19 protein-coding genes are annotated in these 19177 nt (G+C 63.1%); 3 read left to right on the top strand and 16 right to left on the bottom strand.

The window, feature by feature from the left end; genetic code table 11:
- Positions 1 to 118 precede the first annotated feature (118 nt).
- From HMPREF3227_RS05275 to HMPREF3227_RS05285, 3 genes are all read right to left on the bottom strand, one after another.
- Entirely contained in the window at positions 119 to 2935 is a 2817-nt protein-coding gene (locus tag HMPREF3227_RS05275) for a class I SAM-dependent DNA methyltransferase (RefSeq protein WP_066510891.1), read from the bottom strand.
- A 239-nt stretch (positions 2936 to 3174) separates the two neighbouring features.
- The gene (locus HMPREF3227_RS05280; protein WP_066510894.1) at positions 3175 to 4953 is read right to left on the bottom strand and encodes an acetyl/propionyl/methylcrotonyl-CoA carboxylase subunit alpha; all 1779 of its coding nucleotides are present in this window, start codon (positions 4951 to 4953) and stop codon (positions 3175 to 3177) included.
- 174 nt (positions 4954 to 5127) lie between these two features.
- Complete coding sequence (locus HMPREF3227_RS05285) at positions 5128 to 5985, bottom strand: sulfurtransferase (RefSeq protein ID WP_066485097.1); 858 nt, start codon at positions 5983 to 5985, stop codon at positions 5128 to 5130.
- Between the two features lie 303 nt (positions 5986 to 6288).
- Between HMPREF3227_RS05285 and HMPREF3227_RS05290 the strand changes: the two genes are divergently transcribed.
- From HMPREF3227_RS05290 to HMPREF3227_RS05295, 3 genes are all read left to right on the top strand, one after another.
- On the top strand, positions 6289 to 7350 hold the full coding sequence (locus HMPREF3227_RS05290; RefSeq protein ID WP_066485099.1) for a Cj0069 family protein: 1062 nt from the start codon (positions 6289 to 6291) through the stop codon (positions 7348 to 7350).
- Positions 7351 to 7441: 91 nt separating this feature from the next.
- Entirely contained in the window at positions 7442 to 7576 is a 135-nt protein-coding gene (locus tag HMPREF3227_RS13860; RefSeq protein WP_255356834.1) for a hypothetical protein, read from the top strand.
- Complete coding sequence (locus HMPREF3227_RS05295; RefSeq protein ID WP_066485101.1) at positions 7573 to 7824, top strand: hypothetical protein; 252 nt, start codon at positions 7573 to 7575, stop codon at positions 7822 to 7824. The genes HMPREF3227_RS13860 and HMPREF3227_RS05295 overlap by 4 nt, the downstream gene beginning before the upstream one ends.
- Positions 7825 to 7884: 60 nt before the next feature.
- Here the strand turns inward: HMPREF3227_RS05295 and HMPREF3227_RS05300 are convergent, their stop codons facing one another.
- From HMPREF3227_RS05300 to HMPREF3227_RS05360, 13 genes are all read right to left on the bottom strand, one after another.
- Positions 7885 to 8304, bottom strand: coding sequence for a DUF3151 domain-containing protein (locus tag HMPREF3227_RS05300; RefSeq protein ID WP_066510897.1), 420 nt, complete (start codon positions 8302 to 8304; stop codon positions 7885 to 7887).
- 37 nt (positions 8305 to 8341) lie between these two features.
- The gene (locus HMPREF3227_RS05305) at positions 8342 to 8944 is read right to left on the bottom strand and encodes a Maf family protein (protein WP_066485113.1); all 603 of its coding nucleotides are present in this window, start codon (positions 8942 to 8944) and stop codon (positions 8342 to 8344) included.
- Positions 8945 to 8947: 3 nt separating this feature from the next.
- Positions 8948 to 9142, bottom strand: a complete 195-nt coding sequence (locus tag HMPREF3227_RS05310; RefSeq protein WP_066485115.1) for an acyl-CoA carboxylase subunit epsilon — start codon at positions 9140 to 9142, stop codon at positions 8948 to 8950.
- Between the two features lie 21 nt (positions 9143 to 9163).
- The gene (locus HMPREF3227_RS05315; RefSeq protein ID WP_066485123.1) at positions 9164 to 10510 is read right to left on the bottom strand and encodes an acyl-CoA carboxylase subunit beta; all 1347 of its coding nucleotides are present in this window, start codon (positions 10508 to 10510) and stop codon (positions 9164 to 9166) included.
- Positions 10511 to 10607: 97 nt separating this feature from the next.
- On the bottom strand, positions 10608 to 12218 hold the full coding sequence (locus HMPREF3227_RS05320; protein WP_066485126.1) for an acyl-CoA carboxylase subunit beta: 1611 nt from the start codon (positions 12216 to 12218) through the stop codon (positions 10608 to 10610).
- Positions 12219 to 12443: 225 nt separating this feature from the next.
- On the bottom strand, positions 12444 to 12695 hold the full coding sequence (locus HMPREF3227_RS05325) for an adenine nucleotide alpha hydrolase family protein (protein WP_066510899.1): 252 nt from the start codon (positions 12693 to 12695) through the stop codon (positions 12444 to 12446).
- Positions 12696 to 12947: 252 nt separating this feature from the next.
- A complete protein-coding gene (locus HMPREF3227_RS05330; RefSeq protein ID WP_066485134.1) occupies positions 12948 to 13250 on the bottom strand; it encodes a hypothetical protein in 303 nt (100 codons plus the stop codon).
- Positions 13251 to 13275: 25 nt separating this feature from the next.
- On the bottom strand, positions 13276 to 14568 hold the full coding sequence (locus tag HMPREF3227_RS05335; RefSeq protein WP_066485141.1) for an inorganic phosphate transporter: 1293 nt from the start codon (positions 14566 to 14568) through the stop codon (positions 13276 to 13278).
- Positions 14569 to 15048: 480 nt separating this feature from the next.
- On the bottom strand, positions 15049 to 16566 hold the full coding sequence (gene treS, locus HMPREF3227_RS05340; protein ID WP_066510901.1) for a maltose alpha-D-glucosyltransferase: 1518 nt from the start codon (positions 16564 to 16566) through the stop codon (positions 15049 to 15051).
- Positions 16563 to 16748, bottom strand: coding sequence for a hypothetical protein (locus HMPREF3227_RS05345; protein ID WP_066485149.1), 186 nt, complete (start codon positions 16746 to 16748; stop codon positions 16563 to 16565). The genes treS and HMPREF3227_RS05345 overlap by 4 nt, the downstream gene beginning before the upstream one ends.
- Positions 16748 to 17302, bottom strand: coding sequence for a hypothetical protein (locus HMPREF3227_RS05350; protein ID WP_066510903.1), 555 nt, complete (start codon positions 17300 to 17302; stop codon positions 16748 to 16750). Before HMPREF3227_RS05350 ends, HMPREF3227_RS05345 begins: the two co-directional genes overlap by 1 nt.
- Positions 17303 to 18142: a carbohydrate ABC transporter permease gene (locus tag HMPREF3227_RS05355; protein ID WP_066485159.1), complete on the bottom strand. Its 840-nt coding sequence runs from the start codon at positions 18140 to 18142 to the stop codon at positions 17303 to 17305.
- Positions 18139 to 19161, bottom strand: a complete 1023-nt coding sequence (locus HMPREF3227_RS05360) for a carbohydrate ABC transporter permease (RefSeq protein ID WP_066485166.1) — start codon at positions 19159 to 19161, stop codon at positions 18139 to 18141. Before HMPREF3227_RS05360 ends, HMPREF3227_RS05355 begins: the two co-directional genes overlap by 4 nt.
- Positions 19162 to 19177 lie beyond the last annotated feature (16 nt).

The raw sequence follows: 19177 nt of genomic DNA on the forward strand, positions 1-19177 counted from the left end.
GGAGGCTGCCGATGCCGCCTAAATCCCTTCAGCACACAGTGCGAGTCGTCTTTGGCCCGCGTTAAAACTGCGCTTTTGACTATAGCTGTCCGGCGTTGGGTGAGACTTTCTTTTCCTGCTAGGAAGCCTTTTCAGCTTTCTCTACGGCTTGCGAGTAGAGCTTGAATAGGTGCTCCACGATGGTCTTTTCTTCGCAACCGGGTTCTAGACCATAGGCACGCTCGACAGCTGCATCCAGTGCCGCGTGAGCCTTAGTGAGCTCGGGGTACATCCAGTCGTTGTCGGGGTCATACATTTGCGCGATGGTCGAGTCTGGGTACTGGGCTCGTGCGTCGAGCACGGCCTGGCCGAGCTGGGCAATTTCTGCTTCCTGTTCGGGCGTGACATCTGGCCAGATGAGGTTGTTGTAAACAATCCTGCCTGAGTAGCTGTAGTCGGACTTCAGGCGAACGCCGACTACGCGCATCCATGCATTGTGTAACCGAGAATGAAGCACTGCGAAATGGTATCTCGTGGCTTCGGGGACTAGCTTTACCTTGTTCGAGCAAAAGTTTTCCGGCGTGATGAATCCGATAGGTATGTAGTTTCGGCGCCGAGAAGACACTTCAGGGATGAGTAGAGAGTTCGAGGTCGCAATAATCTGCGTCCCGAATCGTTGTGGAGTTTCAGCGGCCTTCAGCGTCTGTGATCGCCTTGACTTCAGGCGGTATGCCCTAACTGCTTCGACTCGTTCTCTCACCCGGGGCAAGCTTTGAAGCTGTGCCGGCATAGCATCGCCGACCCACATGACCCAACGCTCAACGCCTTGGATGAACTCGCGCGAGCCGTACCAGCGGTGGAAGAAGGGCGCTGCCTTCGGCTCAGCGGCCAGGAACTCCGCTTTCTCTTCGGCTGTGAACAGGTAGTTTCCATCGTCGATAGGTTGCGAGCCAATCCCCATACTGGGTACATCTGAGAGCGGCTTAGACCGGCTCCATACGAAGACCTCGGGCGCGTCTTTGAGGTAAGCGTTTAGTTGTTTCGGGTGGCTTATTTCAGGCTCGCCCGTCACGGTGGGGTAGTGGAAGAGTGTCTTTGGTCCTCCGAGCTTGGAGAAGCCGACAATGACGCAGTAGACGGCTGCTTGGTCTGCTGCGCCGTTGGTCCATTTGAACGTGTCGTGTGCGAAGTCGATGCGGATGCCCATGTCCCAGAGACGGCTCCATACGTTGGCGACTTGCTCACCTTGGCAGATGCTGTTGGTTGAGACAAAGGCTGCGCGGATGTCGTGGTTGCCTAAGTACTTGGCGGCTTTGGCGTACCAGCCGCCTACGTAGTCGATGTTGCCCAGGTTCTTCGTCGCACCGATGGACTTGAACGTGGCCTGTAGCTCGGCCTTTTGTTCCTTGGACTGGTTACGCGCGCCCAAGAATGGTGGGTTTCCAATAACGAAGCTGCACTGGTCCGGTTCAAGGATGTCTGCCCAGTCGAGCTGTAGCGCGTTGCCAAGCATGATGTTCGCAGAGTCGCGCAGCGGAAGGTTATCGATGTTTGCTGAGGTGAGAATCTCGGTCTCCGCGTCGGCTTGTAGCTTGGCAATCCAAAGCGCAGTCTGCGCGACTGATACCGCGAAGTCGTTGATCTCAATGCCGTAGAACTGGCTAATATGCACCCTGATCTGTGAGGACTCACCGCCAAAATCGAGCGCGGTCTGGTCATTCGCTAACTCAGAGAGCACCTTGTTTTCCAAGCGGCGCAGACTGATATAGGTCTCAGTGAGGAAGTTGCCCGAACCACAAGCAGGGTCGAAAAAGGTCAGGCTGGCAAGTTTATCGTGGTAGCGCTTGAGGTTGTTGCGCCGTTTGACTGCACCCACACCCGGCTCATTGATGATGTCTGTCAGCTCATCGGTCAACGCATCCAAAAACAGCGGGTCAATGACCTTGTGAATGTTCTCAGGACTGGTGTAGTGCATACCCCCTTGGTGACGAGTTTCAGGATTGAGTGTGGACTCAAAGACACCACCGAAGATCGTTGGGCTAATGTGCGACCAGTCCGTATCCGCCGACAGCTCGGTAATGAGCAGCTCGCGAATTTCGTCTGTGAAGTTAGGGATCTCAACATCTGTGCCTGTGAACAGGCCACCGTTGACGTAGGGCATGACCGCAAGTGCCTGCTCATCATACGGGTCACGCTGGTCTAACGGTGTATCGAGCTGGATAAACAGGCGCTTGAGGGCAAGACGCAACGCGGACGCATTGAAAGGGGCTAAGTAGTTCAACACCGCGTTCTTCGGGAAGATGCCCGCGTCCTCGGCAAACAGGCAGAACACCAAGCGCACACACAACACGTTGAGTGCATGCTGGGATGCGGCAGAATCCGGGTCAACGTACTGCTCGCGCAGCAGCTTGTAGAGCTTGCCGATAAGCTCGCCAGCTTGCAGTGATGCCTTCTGCTCGCGTCGGGCACGTTGCGCCTGCGGGTTGACCAGGAAGTCGAGAAGATGCAGCTGCTCGGGCAGCTCTTCAAGCTTGAAGGACTCATACTCGGTTTCTGGAAAGTCATCATCAAGATGATGAATGCGGAACTCACCGAAGTTACAGATGACAATGTAGTCCGGGCGCTTGGAGTTACGCTGCTGGTCCGCATAGCGCTTAGCCTGCTGGTACGGCGTGACCATCGTGCCCTGGCGCGGCTCCGGCTTGTCCATGTCGATGCCGAGCGACTTCTGCTCAATGAACGTCTTCGCATCGGGGACCACAACATCAATCCAGCCTGCGCCAGAGGTACGAGACTCAAAATGCAACGCCGTGGTCTGATTTCCCATCCCCAGCACCTCGGAGCACAAATCAATCCAAAACTGTTGGGTATCTGACTTCTCAGCACCCCGGTCTTTCCACCGCGAAGCGAAATCTCTAGCAGCAGCAACACGCTGCGCATGTGTCATCTCAGCCATGTAGGCAATTGTCTCATGCGCACGACAGACACAAGGCCGAAACACCGAATCTGTGCGAGGGACGGGTGGGCGGTGTCAAGTGCGATTGCGCAGAGTTGCAGAAATGATTCTGCCGCCGCGTGCAGGGGAGCAAGCGGCGGCAGAGGTGGTGGCAACGAGGCACTGGCAAGCGATGCCCCGGCATGCTGCGGGCTTGGGTGAGGGGGCATCGGCAAGCGATGCCGCTAGGGTGGGATGTCCTACTTGATGTCGAGGATGGGCTCGCCCTTGTTGATCTGGGTGCCGGTCTCGACCTTGAGGTCCTTCACAGTGCCGGACTTGTGGGCCTTGACGGGGTTTTCCATCTTCATGGCCTCGAGGACTACGACGACGTCGCCCTCATTGACCTCGGCGCCTTCTTCGACGTTGACCTTGATGACGGTGCCCTGCATGGGCGCTGCCACGGTATCGCCGGAGACGGCTGCCTTGGCGCCGCCACCGCGACGCTTCTTCGTCTTCTTACGTCCGCCGGTGTTGCCGAAGAAGAGATTGCCCGGCAGGGCGACCTCGACGCGGCGTCCGCCGATTTCGACGACGAACTTCTGGCCGGGTTCGTTGTCTTCTGCCGACGCGCCAGCGTCGGCGTCCGGATCTGTGTACGGCGGCAGGCCGTTGACCCACTCTTCCTCGATCCACTTGGTGTAGACGCCGAAGGAGCCGTCTTCTGCGGTAAACGCGGGGTCCTCGACGATGGCGCGGTCGAAGGGGATGACGGTGGGCAGGCCGGTGACGGTGTACTCGGCCAGGGCACGGCGGGCGCGCTGCAGGGCCTGCTCGCGGTCCTCGCCCCAGACGATGAGCTTGGCGAGCATGGAGTCGAAGTTGCCGCCCACGACGGTGCCGGCTTGGACGCCGGAGTCGACGCGCACGCCGGGACCGGCGGGCTCGGAGTACTGGACGATGGTGCCCGGTGCCGGGATGAAGCCCGCGGCAGCGTCCTCGCCGTTGATGCGGAACTCAAAGGCGTGGCCGCGCGGAGCGGGATCCTCGGTGATCTCCAGTGGCAGGCCCTCGGCGATACGGAACTGCTGGCGCACGAGGTCGAAGCCGGTGGTCTCCTCGGTGACCGGGTGCTCGACCTGCAGACGGGTATTGACCTCAAGGAAGGAGATGAGACCGTCGGAGCCGACGAGGTACTCGACGGTGCCGGCGCCGTAGTAGCCAGCCTCGCGGCAGATGCGCTTGGCAGACTCGTGGATGGTGGCGCGCTGCTCATCGGTGAGGAACGGGGCTGGGGCCTCCTCGACGAGCTTTTGGAAGCGGCGCTGCAGGGAGCAGTCGCGAGTACCCATGACGATGACGTTGCCGTGCTGGTCGGCGAGGACCTGGGCCTCGACGTGGCGGGCCTTGTCGAGGTAGCGCTCGACGAAGCACTCGCCGCGGCCGAAGGCGGCGGTGGCTTCGCGGGTAGCAGACTCGAAGAGCTCGGCGACCTCGTCGCGCTCGTAGGCGACCTTCATACCGCGTCCGCCGCCGCCGAAGGCGGCCTTGATGGCGATGGGCAGGCCGTGCTGGTCGGCGAAGGCCTCGACCTCGGCAGCATCCTTGACCGGGTCCGGGGTGCCGGGGGCCATGGGGGCATCGGCACGCTCCGCGATGTGGCGGGCCGTCACCTTGTCGCCGAGATCGGCGATGGACTGCGGGGAGGGGCCAATCCAGATGAGGCCGGCGTCGAGGACGGCCTGGGCGAACTCGGCGTTCTCGGAGAGGAAGCCGTAGCCCGGGTGGATGGCGTTGGCGCCGGACTTCGCGGCGGCGTCGAGAATCTTGGCAATGTCGAGGTACGACTCGGCAGAGGTCTGACCGCCCAAGGCGAAGGCCTCGTCAGCGAGTGCGACGAACGGGGCGTCCGCGTCCGGCTCGGCGTAGACGGCGACAGAGGCAATTCCAGCGTCGCGTGCGGCACGGATGACGCGCACGGCGATCTCACCGCGGTTGGCGATGAGCACCTTGGTGATCTTCTTGGTTTCAACAGTCACGGCTTATTTAAAACCTTCCTAGTTTGTTTGTGCTCGGACTATTATCGCACACAAAAACATGAGTGATCCGTCAGGTTTCTAGAAATTTGATCGACAAAGCCCTTACCTGCGCTTTTGTCGCGGTTAAAGACGGTGCGGCGTGTCGGTAAGGGCTCGTTCGGTGGTGTGAAGGGTTTAGCGCTCGATGGGCATGCGGATCATGTTGCCCCACTCGGCCCAGGAGCCGTCATAATTGCGGACCTTCTCAAATCCCAAGAGGAACTTGAGGACGAACCACGTGTGGGCTGCCTGGCTACCGAGGTGCGAATAGAGGATGGTGTCCTTCTTTGGATCGAGTTCCGCGTAGGCCTCGTCGAGCGAGGCGCGTGAGCGGAAGGCGCCGTTGGAATGCACGGCGAGTGACCACGGCAGGTTGACGGCGCCCGGGATGTGGCCGTGGCGGATGGTCGTGCCGTAGGAAGAATCGCCCTTGGGGGAGAACTCCGTAGCGATGCCTTGGTACTCCTCGGTGGGGCGAGTGTCGACGAGGGAAGCGTCGCCCAATTCGGCGACGAAGGCGCGGTGGTCCGCGTCGTCGCGTTCGGTGACGGGGTACTCGGACTCCGGGTGCTCCGGGACGGCGTAGGAGGTATCGCGTTCCTCGTTCATCCAGGCGTCACGGCCGCCGTCGAGGAGGCGGACGTCTGGGTGGCCGTAGAGTTCGAAGACCCACAGGGCGTAGGTGGCCCACCAGTTGTTCTTGTCGCCGTAGACGACGATGGTGTCGTCGCGGTGAATGCCCTTGGAGCGCATGAGTGCTGCGAAATCCTCGGGGCCGATGATGTCGCGGGTGAGCTTGTCCAGCAGATCCGTGTGGAAGTTGATGCGTGTGGCCGTGGGGATGTGGCCGATGTCGTAGAGGAGGTTGTCTTCATCGACCTCAATGACGCGCAAGCCAGGAATGCCCAAGCGGGCGGACAGCCACGGCGCGGAAACCATGCGTGAAGGAACGGCGTAGTCCTGGAACGACGGATTTGGGTCGGTCTCAATCATGGTCCTGGTGGCCTTTCTGTTGATTCAGGACGGGCTGAGGGTGAACTCCCTAGCGTAGTCTTTAGCCCTTTTACAATACCGCGATACCCAACAAGGGGTAACGTAATGTGGTCTCGGATACACGTGGGGGGCTGGTTATAACAACGATGCAGGTGGGGTGCGTGGGCCGTGGGTAGGTGGGGTTAATCACGGTTTCTTTAGCGCGCGAAAACGAGTGTACTCAGGTAATTTTTAGGCGAGGGCCGGAGGAATTCCCTTTACGCGCCCACAACAATTTTTCCCAGGGACGAAAGGTAAATTGCTGTGCACAAGGCAATCGTGGTTTTTGAGGTTGAAGGCGGCTCCGACAAGGGACCGGACGGCCACCGCAAGGACACCATGCCCATCGTGGAGGCCATCAAGGCCAACGGATGGGACTCGGAGGTCATCTACTTCCACCCGGACAACGCGGACGAGATCTTCGAGCGCGTCTCCCAGAACTTTGACGCCTACATCTCGCGCGTCAACCCCGGCAACATCCCCGGCGGCGAGAAGGGCTACTTCGAGCTGCTCACCAAGCTGGCGGACGCCGGGCTCGTGGGCATGTCCACCCCGGCCGACATGATGGCTTACGGCGCCAAGGACGCTCTGGTTAAGCTCAATGACACCCCGCTCGTGCCGGAAGACACTGCGGCCTACTACGAGGTCTCCGACTTCCACGAGACCTTCCCTACCTCCCTGTCTTTCGGTGAGCGTGTGCTCAAGCAGAACCGCGGCTCCACGGGTGAGGGCATTTGGCGCGTTCGCCTCGCTGATGCAGATCTGGCTGCCTCCGTCGAGCCGGGCACCGCGCTGCCGCTCGACACGGCGCTCAAGTGCACCGAGGCCGTCGACAACAAGACGCATGATTATACGCTGGGCGAGTTCATGGACTTCTGCGACCAGTACATCATCGGCGACAACGGCATGCTCGTCGACATGCGCTTCATGCCGCGCATTGTCGAAGGCGAAATCCGCATTCTCCTCGTGGGCAATGAGCCGGTCTTTATCGTCCACAAGAAGCCGGCCGAGGGTGGCGACAACTTCTCCGCGACGCTCTTCTCTGGCGCGAAGTACACCTACGACAAGCCGGAAGCCTGGCCGGAGCTGCTCGCCATGTTCGAGCGCGCCCGCCCCGTCATCGCCGAGAAGCTTGGCGAGACCGGCCACGTCCCGCTCATCTGGACTGCGGACTTCATGCTCGCCGACGGCGAGAACGGCGAGGACACCTACGTCCTCGGCGAGATCAACTGCTCCTGCGTGGGCTTCACCTCGGAGCTCGACATGGGCATCCAGGAGAAGGTCGCTGCGGAAGCCATCTCCCGCGTCGAGGCGGCCGACGCGTAGCGCACGTGCCTTCACGGTCAACGCGAGAACCTAGGAATCTGGCGATGACCCGCACCTCCCATATGATCGGGAGGTGCTTTTTTAAATCGTCGTGGCAGTCATCATGCTGCTCGTGGTGAGCGTCGTCGTCGCTGTCGTCACACCGGTCCCGGAGCTCGACATCGAGCCCGACCTCATCCTCCCGCCGCTGCTCTACGCCACGGCGTTGCGGCCGGCGCCGTCATGAGCCCTTCCGATGCCGTCGCCACCTCCATCGTGAAGAAGGCCGGCGTCAACCGCCGCGTCATCTCCATCCTCGATGGCGAGGGACTCATCAACGACGTCGGCTCTGGTCACCCTGCGCACGGCGCTGCTCGCCGCGAGGGTTCTGTCATCGTCTGGTCCGGCATGCGTGGTGCCGTGAGGTTCGCCGCGGCGCAGACCATCCCCGTGGGCACGCGGCCTCCGCGAGGAAATCGGCGAGGCGGTTTCTGAATTGCTCGAGGTATCCGTCAAGCCACATGGGGCCCCGTTCTGTCGCGCGTGAAGCGCGCCTTAGTCGAGCAGCTGCGCCACGCAGTCCGGGTCCGCGTCGGAGAGCATCTGACGCAGACGGTCGTACTCGTCTGTCTCGCCGATGGCCTGGGCGGCGTGGGCGAGGGCGGCCCAGGAGCGTAGGACGCCCTGGTTAGGCACGTGGGCGAAGGGGACTGGACCCCAGCCCTTCCAGCTGTTGCCGCGCAGGCGGTCGAGGCTGCGGTGGTAGCCGGTACGGGCGAGGGCGTAGGCCGTGATGTAGGCGGTGGGCAAGGCCTCGTCCTCGCGGACGCGGGCGAGCTCCTTTTCGGCGAGCAGCGCCCACACGAGCGGGGAGCTGGGGTGTTCGACGGCGCCCTGCGTAAGGTCGGTGACGTCGTGGCCGGGGTCTTCCGGCAGCAGGATGGGATCCGGGGCAAGCATGTCTTTCATTTCCATGTTCGCCACTCTACGCAGGATGGAGGGAGTCGCGTGGCTAGTTGCGCGGCAGATTCCAGAATTCCGAGGCGTTCACCCCAAACTCGTAGAGCGCGCGGCGCACGACGGGCAGGGACAGGCCGATGACCGAGGAGGGGTCGCCCTCGATGGCGTCGATGAACCAGCCGCCGAGGGCCTCGAGCGTGAACGCGCCCGCGCATTGGAGGGGTTCGCCCGAGGCCGCGTAGGCCGCGATGTCGGTCTCGGAGGCCTGCGCGAAGTGGACGGTCGTCGTGGAAGTCTCCACGTAGCGCTTGTCGCCGAGCAGGATGCAGTGTCCGGTGAGCAGCTGCGCGGATTTGCCCGCTTGGGCGCGCCAGCGCTCGACAGTGCGCTCCTCGGTGTGCGGCTTGCCTTGGAGCTGCCCGTCGAGCAGCAGCATGGAATCGCCGCCGATGACGACGTCATCAGGGTAGTGGGGCGCGATGGCCTCGGCCTTGGCAGCGGCGAGGGCTGCGACGACGTCGCCGGGGGCGGCATCGGCAAGCTCAGCCTCGATGGCGCGCTCGTCGACGTGTGCGGGGCGTAAAACGGGTTCGACCCCGGCGCCGCGCAAGATGGCTGCGCGGGACGGGGACTGAGAAGCGAGAACGATACGCATGCTTTAGTAGTAGCGCACGTTGCGGAACGCGGACGGGTTGAACCGGTGGCCCGGCTCGGTCCACAGATCACGCGTCTGCTTCGTCTGCGCGGCCTTGGCGCGGGCGTCCGCGTCGAGCTGCGTGAGGACGGCGGTGAGAGCCGCGACCTCGTCGTCGCTGGGGTTGCCCCGCAGGACCTGAATGACGGGAGCGTTCATAGCTGCCTCCTTGGGTAGTTTCTAAAGAACGATATTGCTGTGCTTCTTGGCGGGGGTCGAGACGATCTTGCGCTCGAGGAGACGCAGGCCCTCGATGAGGTAGCCGCGGGTGGCGGCCGGCTCGATGACGGCGTCGACAAGGCCGCGCTCGGCGGCCTGGTACGGGGTGAGGAACTCTGCAGCCTCGGCCTCCTCGACGCCCAGGGTGCTGGCGAGCGTCGTGGCGTCCGCGACGGCGATCTCCGCGGTGGGCCATGCGTAGGCGAGGTCCGCGCCGAGATCCTTGGAGCCCATGACGACGTAGCCGGAGCCGTACGCGCGGTGCAGGACCACGGTGAGCTTGCCCACGGTCGCCGCGGCGTAGGCCTGGACGAGCTTGGATAGACGTGCTGGCTGCGCGGTGAGCTCCGGGGTGTCGACGAGCTCGATAATCGGCGTGTTGAACGCGTCGCACAGGCGGATAAAACGGGCGGCCTTCTCCGCTGCGGCCTCGTCGAAGCCGCCGGCCGTCGCGATAAGGCCGACGGTGCGGCCCTCGAGCCGGGCGAATGCGGTGGAGATGCCGCGCACATCGGCCTGGAGCTCGAGGACGTCATCGAAGAGGGCGTCGACGATGGCGCTCATCTCGAAGGAGCCGTTGTCCGCGATGGCCGCGTTGAGCGCGCGGTCGGACTCCGAGATATTCTCCGCGATGGAGCCTGCCTGGAGGGCGGCGTCCGTGCGCGGGGCCTCTGCGCGGTTATTGGAAGGCAGGTAGCCCAGCACGGTGCGGGCGGCGGCGATGGCCTCGTCCGCATTTGCGGCGTGAAGGTGGCCGCCCTCGCCGATCACGATATCCGCCATGACCGGGGCGAGCGTAGCCAGCGGGGCGAGCTCGCCGACCTGGATGGCGACCTGCGGGATAAGCCCCGAGGCGCGCGTGACGCGCTCGAGGATGCGCGCCTGCATGGCGAGCGTGACGATGCCCTCCTGGGCACGCGGGGCGCCGGCCTCGACGATGGAGACCATGGGCACGCCGGTCTTCAAAGCTAGGTCGTAGAGCTTGATGATCTTCTCGCCGTAGACCTCGCCCATCGTGCCATCGAAGACGGTGGCGTCCTGCGAGTAGACGCAGACCTTGCGGCCATTGATCGTGCCGTAGCCGGTGATGACGCCGTCCGTGTAAGGACGGTCGTGCTCGCGGCCGAAATCCTTGGAGCGGTGACGGGCGAGAGCGTCCGTTTCCACGAAGGATCCGTCGTCCATGAGGGCATCCAGCCGCGCGCGGGCCGCTGGGGTACCGGCATCCGCGCCGAGTGGCGAGCGGGACTCGGCAATCTTATTACCGAGGTCCTCAATCTTGCCTGCAGTGGTTTTCAGATCAGTCATAACGCCTTAGTTTACAAGCCGGAACCGGCAGGGGTCGCATCAGCGCTGCCAAGCGGTGCGCGCTGGTGTGGTCCTGCCGGTTGTTGCTCCGTGTGATTTACAGCGGGATATTTCCGTGCTTGCGGGCCGGGCGGGCGACGTTCTTGTCCGCGTAGAGGCGCAGGTTCTTCGCGATGGTGGAACGGGTCTCCGATGGCAGGATGACCGCGTCGATGAGGCCGCGCTCGGCCGCCTTGTATGGGTTGAGCATGTGGTCTTCGTACTCACGCTCGAAGGACTTGGCGAGCTCGGCGACGTCGAGACCCTTCTCGCGCGCCTGCTTGAGCTCCTTGCGGTAGATGAAGCCCACAGCGCCGGCGGCACCCATGACGGCTATCTGTGCGGTCGGCCATGCCAGGTTGACGTCAGCGCCCAGGCCCTTGGAACCCATGACACAGTACGCGCCACCGTAGGCCTTGCGCATAGTGACGGTGATCTTCGGGACGGTGGCTTCGCCGTAGGCGTAGAGCAGCTTCGCGCCGCGACGCAGGATGCCGTTGTGCTCCTGGTCCGAGCCCGGCAGGAAGCCTGGGACATCGACGAGGAGGACGATCGGGATGTTGAAGCTGTCGCACGTGCGGATGAAGCGTGCGGCCTTCTCCGAGGAGTCGATGTCGAGGCAGCCGGCGTACACCATGGGCTGGTTAGCAACGAAGCCGACGGTCTTGCCCTCGATGCGACCGAAGGCGACCACGACGTTCTCGGCGCGCGCTGCCTGGATTTCCATGTACTCGCCGTCATCTGTGAGCGCCTCGATGACGTCGCGAACGTCGTAGGGCTGGGTGGGGGAGTCCGGGATAATCTCATCGAGAACGAGGTCGTCTGCGGTGATCTCGTCGAGTTCCTCGTAGGACTCGACGGGAGCGAGCTGGCGGTTGTTCGACGGCAGGTAGCTCACGAGATCGTGGACCCAGTCGAGTGCGTCCTCGTCCGAGGATGCCGTGTAGTGCGAGTTGCCGGCCTCCTTCATGTGGACCTTGGCGCCGCCGAGCTCTTCCTGCGTGACCTTCTCGCCAGTGACGGTCGTGATGACGTCCGGGCCGGTGACGAACATCTTGGACTTCTCGTCGACCATGACGACGAAGTCGGTCAGCGCCGGGGAGTAGGCATTGCCGCCAGCGCAAGCGCCCATGATGACCGAGATCTGCGGGACGACGCCGGAGGCCTTGATGTTCTGGTAGAAGGTTGCGGCAATCCAGTCGAGGGACACCGCGCCGTCTTGGATGCGCGCGCCCGCGCCCTCGTACAGGCCGATGAGCGGGCGGCCAGTGGTCACAGCGAGTTCCTGAATCTTCACCATCTTTTCGCCGTAGACCTCGCCGAGCGCGCCGCCGAAGACGGTGCCGTCCTGGCTGAAGATGCACACCTCGCGGCCGTCGATGGTGCCCCAGCCGGTCACGATGCCGTCCGTCACGGGCTTCTTGGCGCCCATGCCGAAGTCCGTCGTGCGGTGCACGGCGAGCATGTCGGTCTCCACGAACGAGCCTTCATCAAGCAGGTAATCGAGGCGTTCGCGTGCAGTCAGGCGGCCAGCTGCGTGGACTTTCTCATGCGCCTTTTCGCCCATGGGTGCCTGGGCGGCCTCGCGGCGACGCTTGAGCTCAGCAATCTTCGCGGCGGTGGTGTCCGCGGCGGTTTCGAGTTCCGTCAAATGTGAGGAAATAGTCATGTTTGGAAATCGTACTGGCACGACCGGCGGTTTTCCACACTGCCGCGCCGGTGATTTGTATCACGAAACTAGTTTTCGCAGCTCAAACGTGAGGAAATCCTCAAAAATTTTTCTGAAGTGGTCTGGTGGCGTGGCGCGGGGCTGGGGGGTGGGCCCGCTGGGCTATATAAAAAGCGACCCCGCGGGCCTTGGAAAGGTCGTGCGGGGTCGCTGAGGGGCGGGAGTTTATGCAGCCCACCCGAAGCTGGACAGAAAGCCTTCGGTCGCTGCGAGCTCCGCGGTGCGGGGAGCTCGGCCAGTGGCGGACTCGAATGTGGAAATAATCTCAGCCGAGGTGGCCGGGACTAGGTCGTGCTCGAGCAGGTGCTCGGCGACGCGGGCGGCGGTGGGGGTCTCCTGAATGAGATCGAGGCCGGTGGCCGTGGAGCCGCCGAAGGCTGAGGACAGCGTGTCCAGCAGGGTAGTGATCGTATTCATTGTCGAACCTCCTTTGTCGATCATCGGGGATGTGTGCATCCCTCTCTAGAGGAAGAACGTCCGAGCGGTATCGATCGGACGACACTTCGTTGGTAAGTACCCACTATACATGTTGACCTATGTTTGGGCAAAGTTCTTGTTAAGGCTATGTTTACCTGCTGTTCACCTAGTGGGGAATGTGCGGGTGAGGTGGTGAAAAACGGCGACACGCCGCATGCACATAAATATGCACGCGGCGTGTCGTTGAAGGGGCTAGTGAGAGCCTCCGAGGTTTCCGAAGAGCTCCCAGCCGAAGTAGTGCTCCAGTGTGCCCTTGGAGATCCACAGGATGGCCACGACGATGACGGCGGCGAGGAACGCGTAGACGGTCCAGCCGAGTACCTTCATCTGCGTGGAGGCCTCGGTGTCGCCGACGATGACACCCTGGTCGTTGCGGATAGGGTCGCCGGTCATGCAGCGCATGCCCAGGGCGAAGAGGAGGGGAATGCCGGCGCCGAAGATGAGCGCGAGCCCGGCGACGCGGAAGATGGCGATGGCGATAGATGCGGCAGTCATGAGCGAGTTACCTTCTTAACAGTGCTTACAGGTTCTTGGCCTGCGGAGCGGGGGAAGCCGGGTCGTTGATGGTGGAGGCTGCGGCTGCGGTAGCGACAGCGCCTTCGTTGGCGACGGCCGCGGGGGTCTTGGGCTCCAGGGAGGAGTCGACGGACTCGGCGTCCGCGTCCCACTCGTCGTTGACGTTGGATGCGTCGACCGGGTTCATGCGGGCGCGGATGACCATGATGACCGCCATGGCGATGAGGATGATGAAGTCGACGATGACGCCCACGGTGGTGGTCGTAGCCGCGGAGACGCCCGTTGCGACCCACCAAGAAGCGAAGCCGACGGCGGCGGCGCACGGGATGGTAATCAGCCAGGCGGATACCATGCGCATGGCCACGCCCCAGCGGACCTCGGCGCCCTTCTTGCCGATGCCGGTACCCATGATGGAACCGGTGGACACGTGCGTCGTGGACAGCGCCATACCGCCAGCGGCGGAGGTGAGGATGATGGCGGCGGAGGTGGCCTCGGCGGCCATGCCCTGCGGGGACTCAATCTCAACGAGGCCCTTGCCCAGGGTGCGGATAACGCGCCAGCCGCCGGAGAGGGTGCCGGCCGCGATGGTGACGGCACAGGCAACGATGACCCAGGTCGGGATGCGCTGGTCGGAGACGGCTTCGCCAGCAGCGACGAGGGCGAGGAAGATAACGCCCATGGTCTTCTGCGCGTCGCCGGCACCGTGTGCGAGGGAGACTAGGCATGCGGTGACAATCTGGCCGTGACGGAAGTGCTCGTTCTTCGTCTTGTCCGGGATGGTGTTGGTGACCCAGTAGACGAGGGCCGTTGCGGTGGCGGACACGAGGGCTGCGATCACCGGCGAGGCGAGGGCCGGCACGATGATCTTGCCCATGATGGACGACCATGCGACGCCGCCGGTGCCCATGGCGGCGAAGGCCGCGCCGATGAGGCCGCCGAACAGAGCGTGGGAGGAGGAGGACGGCAGGCCGAGGAGCCAGGTGAACAGGTTCCAGAAGATGCCGCCGATGAGGCCGGTGAAGACGACGATGAGAAGGTTCTCGCCGTCCGTGGCGCTCGAGAGGTTGTAGGAGTCAAGGTTGACGATGCCCTTGGCGACGGTTGCCGCGACATTGACGGACAGGAATGCGCCCACGAGGTTGAGGGCGGCGGAGATGGCAACTGCCGTGAACGGCTTGAGGGCGCCGGTGGCAATCGAGGTTGCCATAGCGTTGGCCGTATCGTGGAAACCGTTGGTGAAGTCAAAAGCCAACGCGGTGATGACCACGATGGCGAGAATAAGCAGGGTCGCTGTCACGGCGGAGATTTCTTTCTTGTACGACGGGATGGCTCTGTTGCGGCTTCCCGGTTCGATGCAGGTGCGAAGCGCAGGAAATGCGCGACGAGTATGTACAGTTTGAAGCTTAGACCGCTGGCCTGTCTGCAGTTAAAAATTGGTTTGACCTGCAGTATTAGTTCTAATGTGTGCTCATTTGACCCTAGGGGAACAGGTGTTAAATCGCAGCACAACTGGAGTTAACCTCTAGTTCATTTAAGCCTGAGGGGAGCGTCACATAGTTTCGTCTTGGTGATAAAGTAGACTCGTTTTTCACCGCTCACAAGCCCGAAAACGGCCGTTCGAGGCGTTCTACGTGACCGTGAGCCACGGTGATAGTCCCCGAAAACGCGCAGACATGGCATCACATATTCATGCCGGCATGGCGCGCGAGCAGTCGCGAAGAATAGCCGACGGATGAGGGGCGCGCCAATCGAGGACGAGGATGTGACGGCTGGGCGCCTATACGGCTCCGTCCCCAATTTCTTCGATCGGCACCCACGCGTAGCCATATGGGCCCAATTCCACCGGGCCCAAGTCGACGTCCGCGTCGGTGAAGTTGTGGAGACAGAGCAGATCGCCGCGCTGGAAGCCGAACACGCCTTCGACGCCAGTCTCGACCGCTTCATAGGGCGCCGTGCCGAGTTCGGGGTGCGCCTTGCGCTGGGCGATGAGCCCTCGGACGGTCATGAGCAAGGAGGCATCGTCAAGCTGCTGCTCCGCGACGGAAGTACCCTCGCCGCCAACGATGGGCCACCGGGTCTCGCCGGTAGAAAAGCCGGCGCCGGGGCCTGGTTCCCACTGCATGGGCGTGCGGACGGCATAGCGATCCGGAAGGGAGACGTCATCTCCCATGCCAATCTCGTCCCCGTAGTAGATAAAGGGCGCGCCCGGCAGTGTCATAAGCAGGGAGAAGAGGAGCTCGATCTTGCGGCGATCGCCTTCCATGAGCGGGGCGAGACGGCGTGCGATGCCCACGTTCGCCTTGGCGCGCGGGTCCTTGGCATAGGCGTCGTACATCCGGGTGCGCGCCGCGGGGCTCGCCATCTCGAGGGTGAGCTCGTCGTGATTGCGCAGGAACGTGCCCCACTGGCAGTCAGCCGGCAGGGGCGGTAGTTCGTCGAGGATGTCGTAGAGGGGCTCGGCGCTGCCCGTGGCGACGGCCTCGAAGATCTTGGGCATCACCGGGAAATTGAAGACCATGTGGACGCGGTTGCCGCTGCCGAAGTACTCCATGGTTTCGCGCGGCGGCTGGTTGGCCTCGGCGATCATCATCGCTTCCGGGTACTCCGCATTGACCATCGCGCGCAGCCGCTCGAGGAATGCGAAAGTCTCGGGCAGGGATTCGCCGCCTTGGCCGTCGCGCTCGAAGAGATAGGGGATGGCGTCGAGGCGGAAACCATCGAGTCCCTTGTCCATCCAAAATCGCACGATATCGAAGATTTCGGTCTGCACCGCCGGGCAGTCGTAATTGAGATCCGGCTGGTGCGTGTAGAAGCGGTGGAAGTAGTACTGCCCGCGCTCCTCGTCCCACGCCCAGTTAGAGATTTCGTAGTCGGTGAAGATAATGCGGATCTCGGGGTAGCGCGTGGGGTCGTCGCCCCACACGTAGTAGTCCCCGTAGGGGCCGGCGGGATCGCGGCGGGACTCCTGGAACCAGTAATGCTGGTCAGAGGTGTGGTTGAGTGCCAAGTCCGTGATGACGCGGATGCCGCGCGCGTGCGCCTGCTCCAGGAGCTCCTCGAAATCGGACATCGTGCCGTAGCGCGGGTTAATGGAGCGGTAGTCCGCGATGTCGTAACCATCGTCGCGCATGGGCGAGTCGAACATGGGCGGCAGCCAGAGGCAATCCACGCCCAGCCATTCCAGGTAGTCGAGCTTGTCCGTCACTCCGCGCAGGTCGCCCATGCCGTCGCCATTCGAGTCATTGAAGGCGTGGAGGAGGGCTTGGTAGAAAATGGCGTTGTGGAACCAGCTCATTGAAGATCCTTTCGCTTGGCCCGCCACAGTGCCCACTCGAGCGCCACGAGGACTCCGGCTAAGAGGCCGGGCCACAGAGCGGGGGAGGGTTGGAAGAGATTGAGGATGGCCTGCAGGAGGGCCAGGGCAGCGAAGAAGCCGACGAAGCCCAAGGCCGAGTCCCACAGAAGCGCGCGGCGCATTAGCGCACCGTCACGCTAAATGTCGTGCCGTCAGAGAGCTGTACCTCGGTGGTGCCTGCAGTGAGCCCGCCGACGCCGGCGTTGAATTGGGCGCCGTCCTGCTCGTAGGCCGGACTGAAGACGGCAACGGCAGGATCAGCGACCGTCGCGTCGAGCCCCTCTGCGCCCGTAATGACGAGGTATTCCCCGGAGGCCAGCTCGATGTCCTTGCCCCTTAGCTCTGCGGGGCTGAGGATGTGCGGGGTCGGGGCGCCCTCGGCGGTGGGCTCTGCGCCCTGCGGATTCGTCAGCGGTGCCGCGGGGGCTGGGCTTTCCGATGCCCCCTCATTCCCACCGTCAGCCGGGGCCGAGGCCTCGGCGGGGACTGATGCCGCAGCGGGGGCATCGGTAGGTAAGGCCATACTCGTTGGGGACGCGGCGCTGCTGTGCACGCTCGGCGCGGGGGAGGCGGGCGCCGACGTCTCCGCGGATTCCTCGCCGCTGCTGCACGCAGTCACGGCGAGCGCAGCGGCGACGAAGGTGCCGACGGCAAGCGCTGTGTGACTCGTTCTCATCTAGGCTTTCACTCCTCCGGCGGTAAGCCCCGCCACGATACGGTGCTGGAAAACTAACACCATAATAATGAGTGGCACCGTCACGAGGGCGCCCGCGGCCATCGTCGCCGCGTAAGGGTACTCGAAAGCAGAGGGGCCGCTGAAGCGCGCGATGGCGACCGTCACCGGCTCGGTGGCGGTGGAGGACAGTTGCTTGGCGAGCATGAACTCGTTCCACGTCGTGATAAACGCGATAATCGCGGTGGTAAAGAGTGCCGGTGCGGCGAGCGGCAAAAGGACGAGGCGGAAGGCCTGGCCCTTTGTCGCGCCGTCGACGCGGGCGGCCTCCTCGAGCTCCCACGGCAGCTGCCGGAAGAAGCTGAGCAGCGTGTAGACCGTGAGCGGCAAGGCAAAGGAGATGTTCGGGATGATCATCGCCTGGTAGGTGCCGATCCACGTGAGATCGCCGAACAGCTGGAAGAGCGGCGTGACAAGCGCGATGCCTGGGAACATGGAGGCCGCGAGGATGATGCCTGTGACAAAGCCCTTTCCGGGGAAGTCGAGACGCGCGAGCGCGTACGCAGTAAACACGCCCACGGCGACGGCGACGGCGGTCGTCGCGAGCGAAATAAGCAGGGAGTTGCCGATGGCGCCGAGGAAGTCGTTGCCCTTGTCCGTGGCGAGCGCGTCCTTGAAGTTGTCGAGCGTGACGTGCGTGGGCCACGGAGTTGTATCGAACGTGTGGGCGCTGTCGCGCAAGGCCGTGACGACCATCCAGTAGAAGGGCGCAAGACCCCAGAACATGATGAAGAGGATGCCGGCGTAGTGGCCGACGGTGCTCCACAGTTTGTTGCCGGTCATGCTGCTACCTCCTGGTTGTCCTGAGCTTTCTTCGCCGCTTTTTCTTGGCGGCGTTGCGCACGCTTCTCCGCCGTGCCGCCCACGTCAGCGCCGAGGAAGCGGATGAGGATGAAGGCGACGGCGAAGATGAGCAGGAAGATGAGCGTGGACAGTGCCGAGGCCGAATTGAAGTTGCCCTGGCGCATATCCTCGACCACGAGCTGCGACACCGTTGCGGTGGGCGAGTTCGAGGAGCTGGAAATCATGATGACGGGCAGGTCGTACATGCGCAGTGCGTCGAGGGTGCGGAAGAGGATGGCGACCATGAGGGCCGGTTTCACCAGCGGTAGTGTGATCTTGGTGAAGCGCTGCCACGCGGTGGCGCCGTCGACGCGGGCCGCCTCGTAGACGTCCCTGGGGATCATCTGCAGGCCGGCGAGGATGAGCAGCGCCATAAACGGCGCAGTCTTCCACACGTCCGCGATGATGACGGCCAAACGCGCATAGAACGGGTCCGTCGTCCACGCGACGTGCGTGCCCAGCAGGGAGTTGACGATGCCCTGCGGGGCGAACATGAACTGCCACAGCTTCGCCGTCACGGCCGTAGGAATGGCCCACGGCACGAGCACGGCCGCACGTACAAGGCCGCGGCCCTTGTACTCGCCGTTCATGATGAGTGCCATGATCATGCCGAGGATGGTCTCGAGCAGCACCGTGACGACGGCGAAGAAGATCGTGATGCGCACGGCAGGCCAGAAGTCCGTGGCGATAACCCCCGGCGGGCAGGCGCTCACCACTCCCGTGCCGGACATGCATCGGTTGTTGACCCAGTAGAGGTAGTTCTCGAGACCTGCAAACTGTCCTTCGACGAAGACGCCGGTGGAGGGGTCGAGGCGCCGGTTGCCCTGGAAGGAGAGCATGATGGCGCGCACGATGGGGTAGCCGATGACGATAGCCAGCACGATGAGCGCCGGCGCAATGAGCCCGGCGGCCTGGCCGTAGGTCTTGCGTTTTAAGGCTTGGGGCGTGGAAATTGCCACAGCGGTGGGCCTTTCT

This window comes from Corynebacterium sp. CMW7794 (genome assembly GCF_001563605.1).
Taxonomy (GTDB): domain Bacteria; phylum Actinomycetota; class Actinomycetes; order Mycobacteriales; family Mycobacteriaceae; genus Corynebacterium; species Corynebacterium phoceense.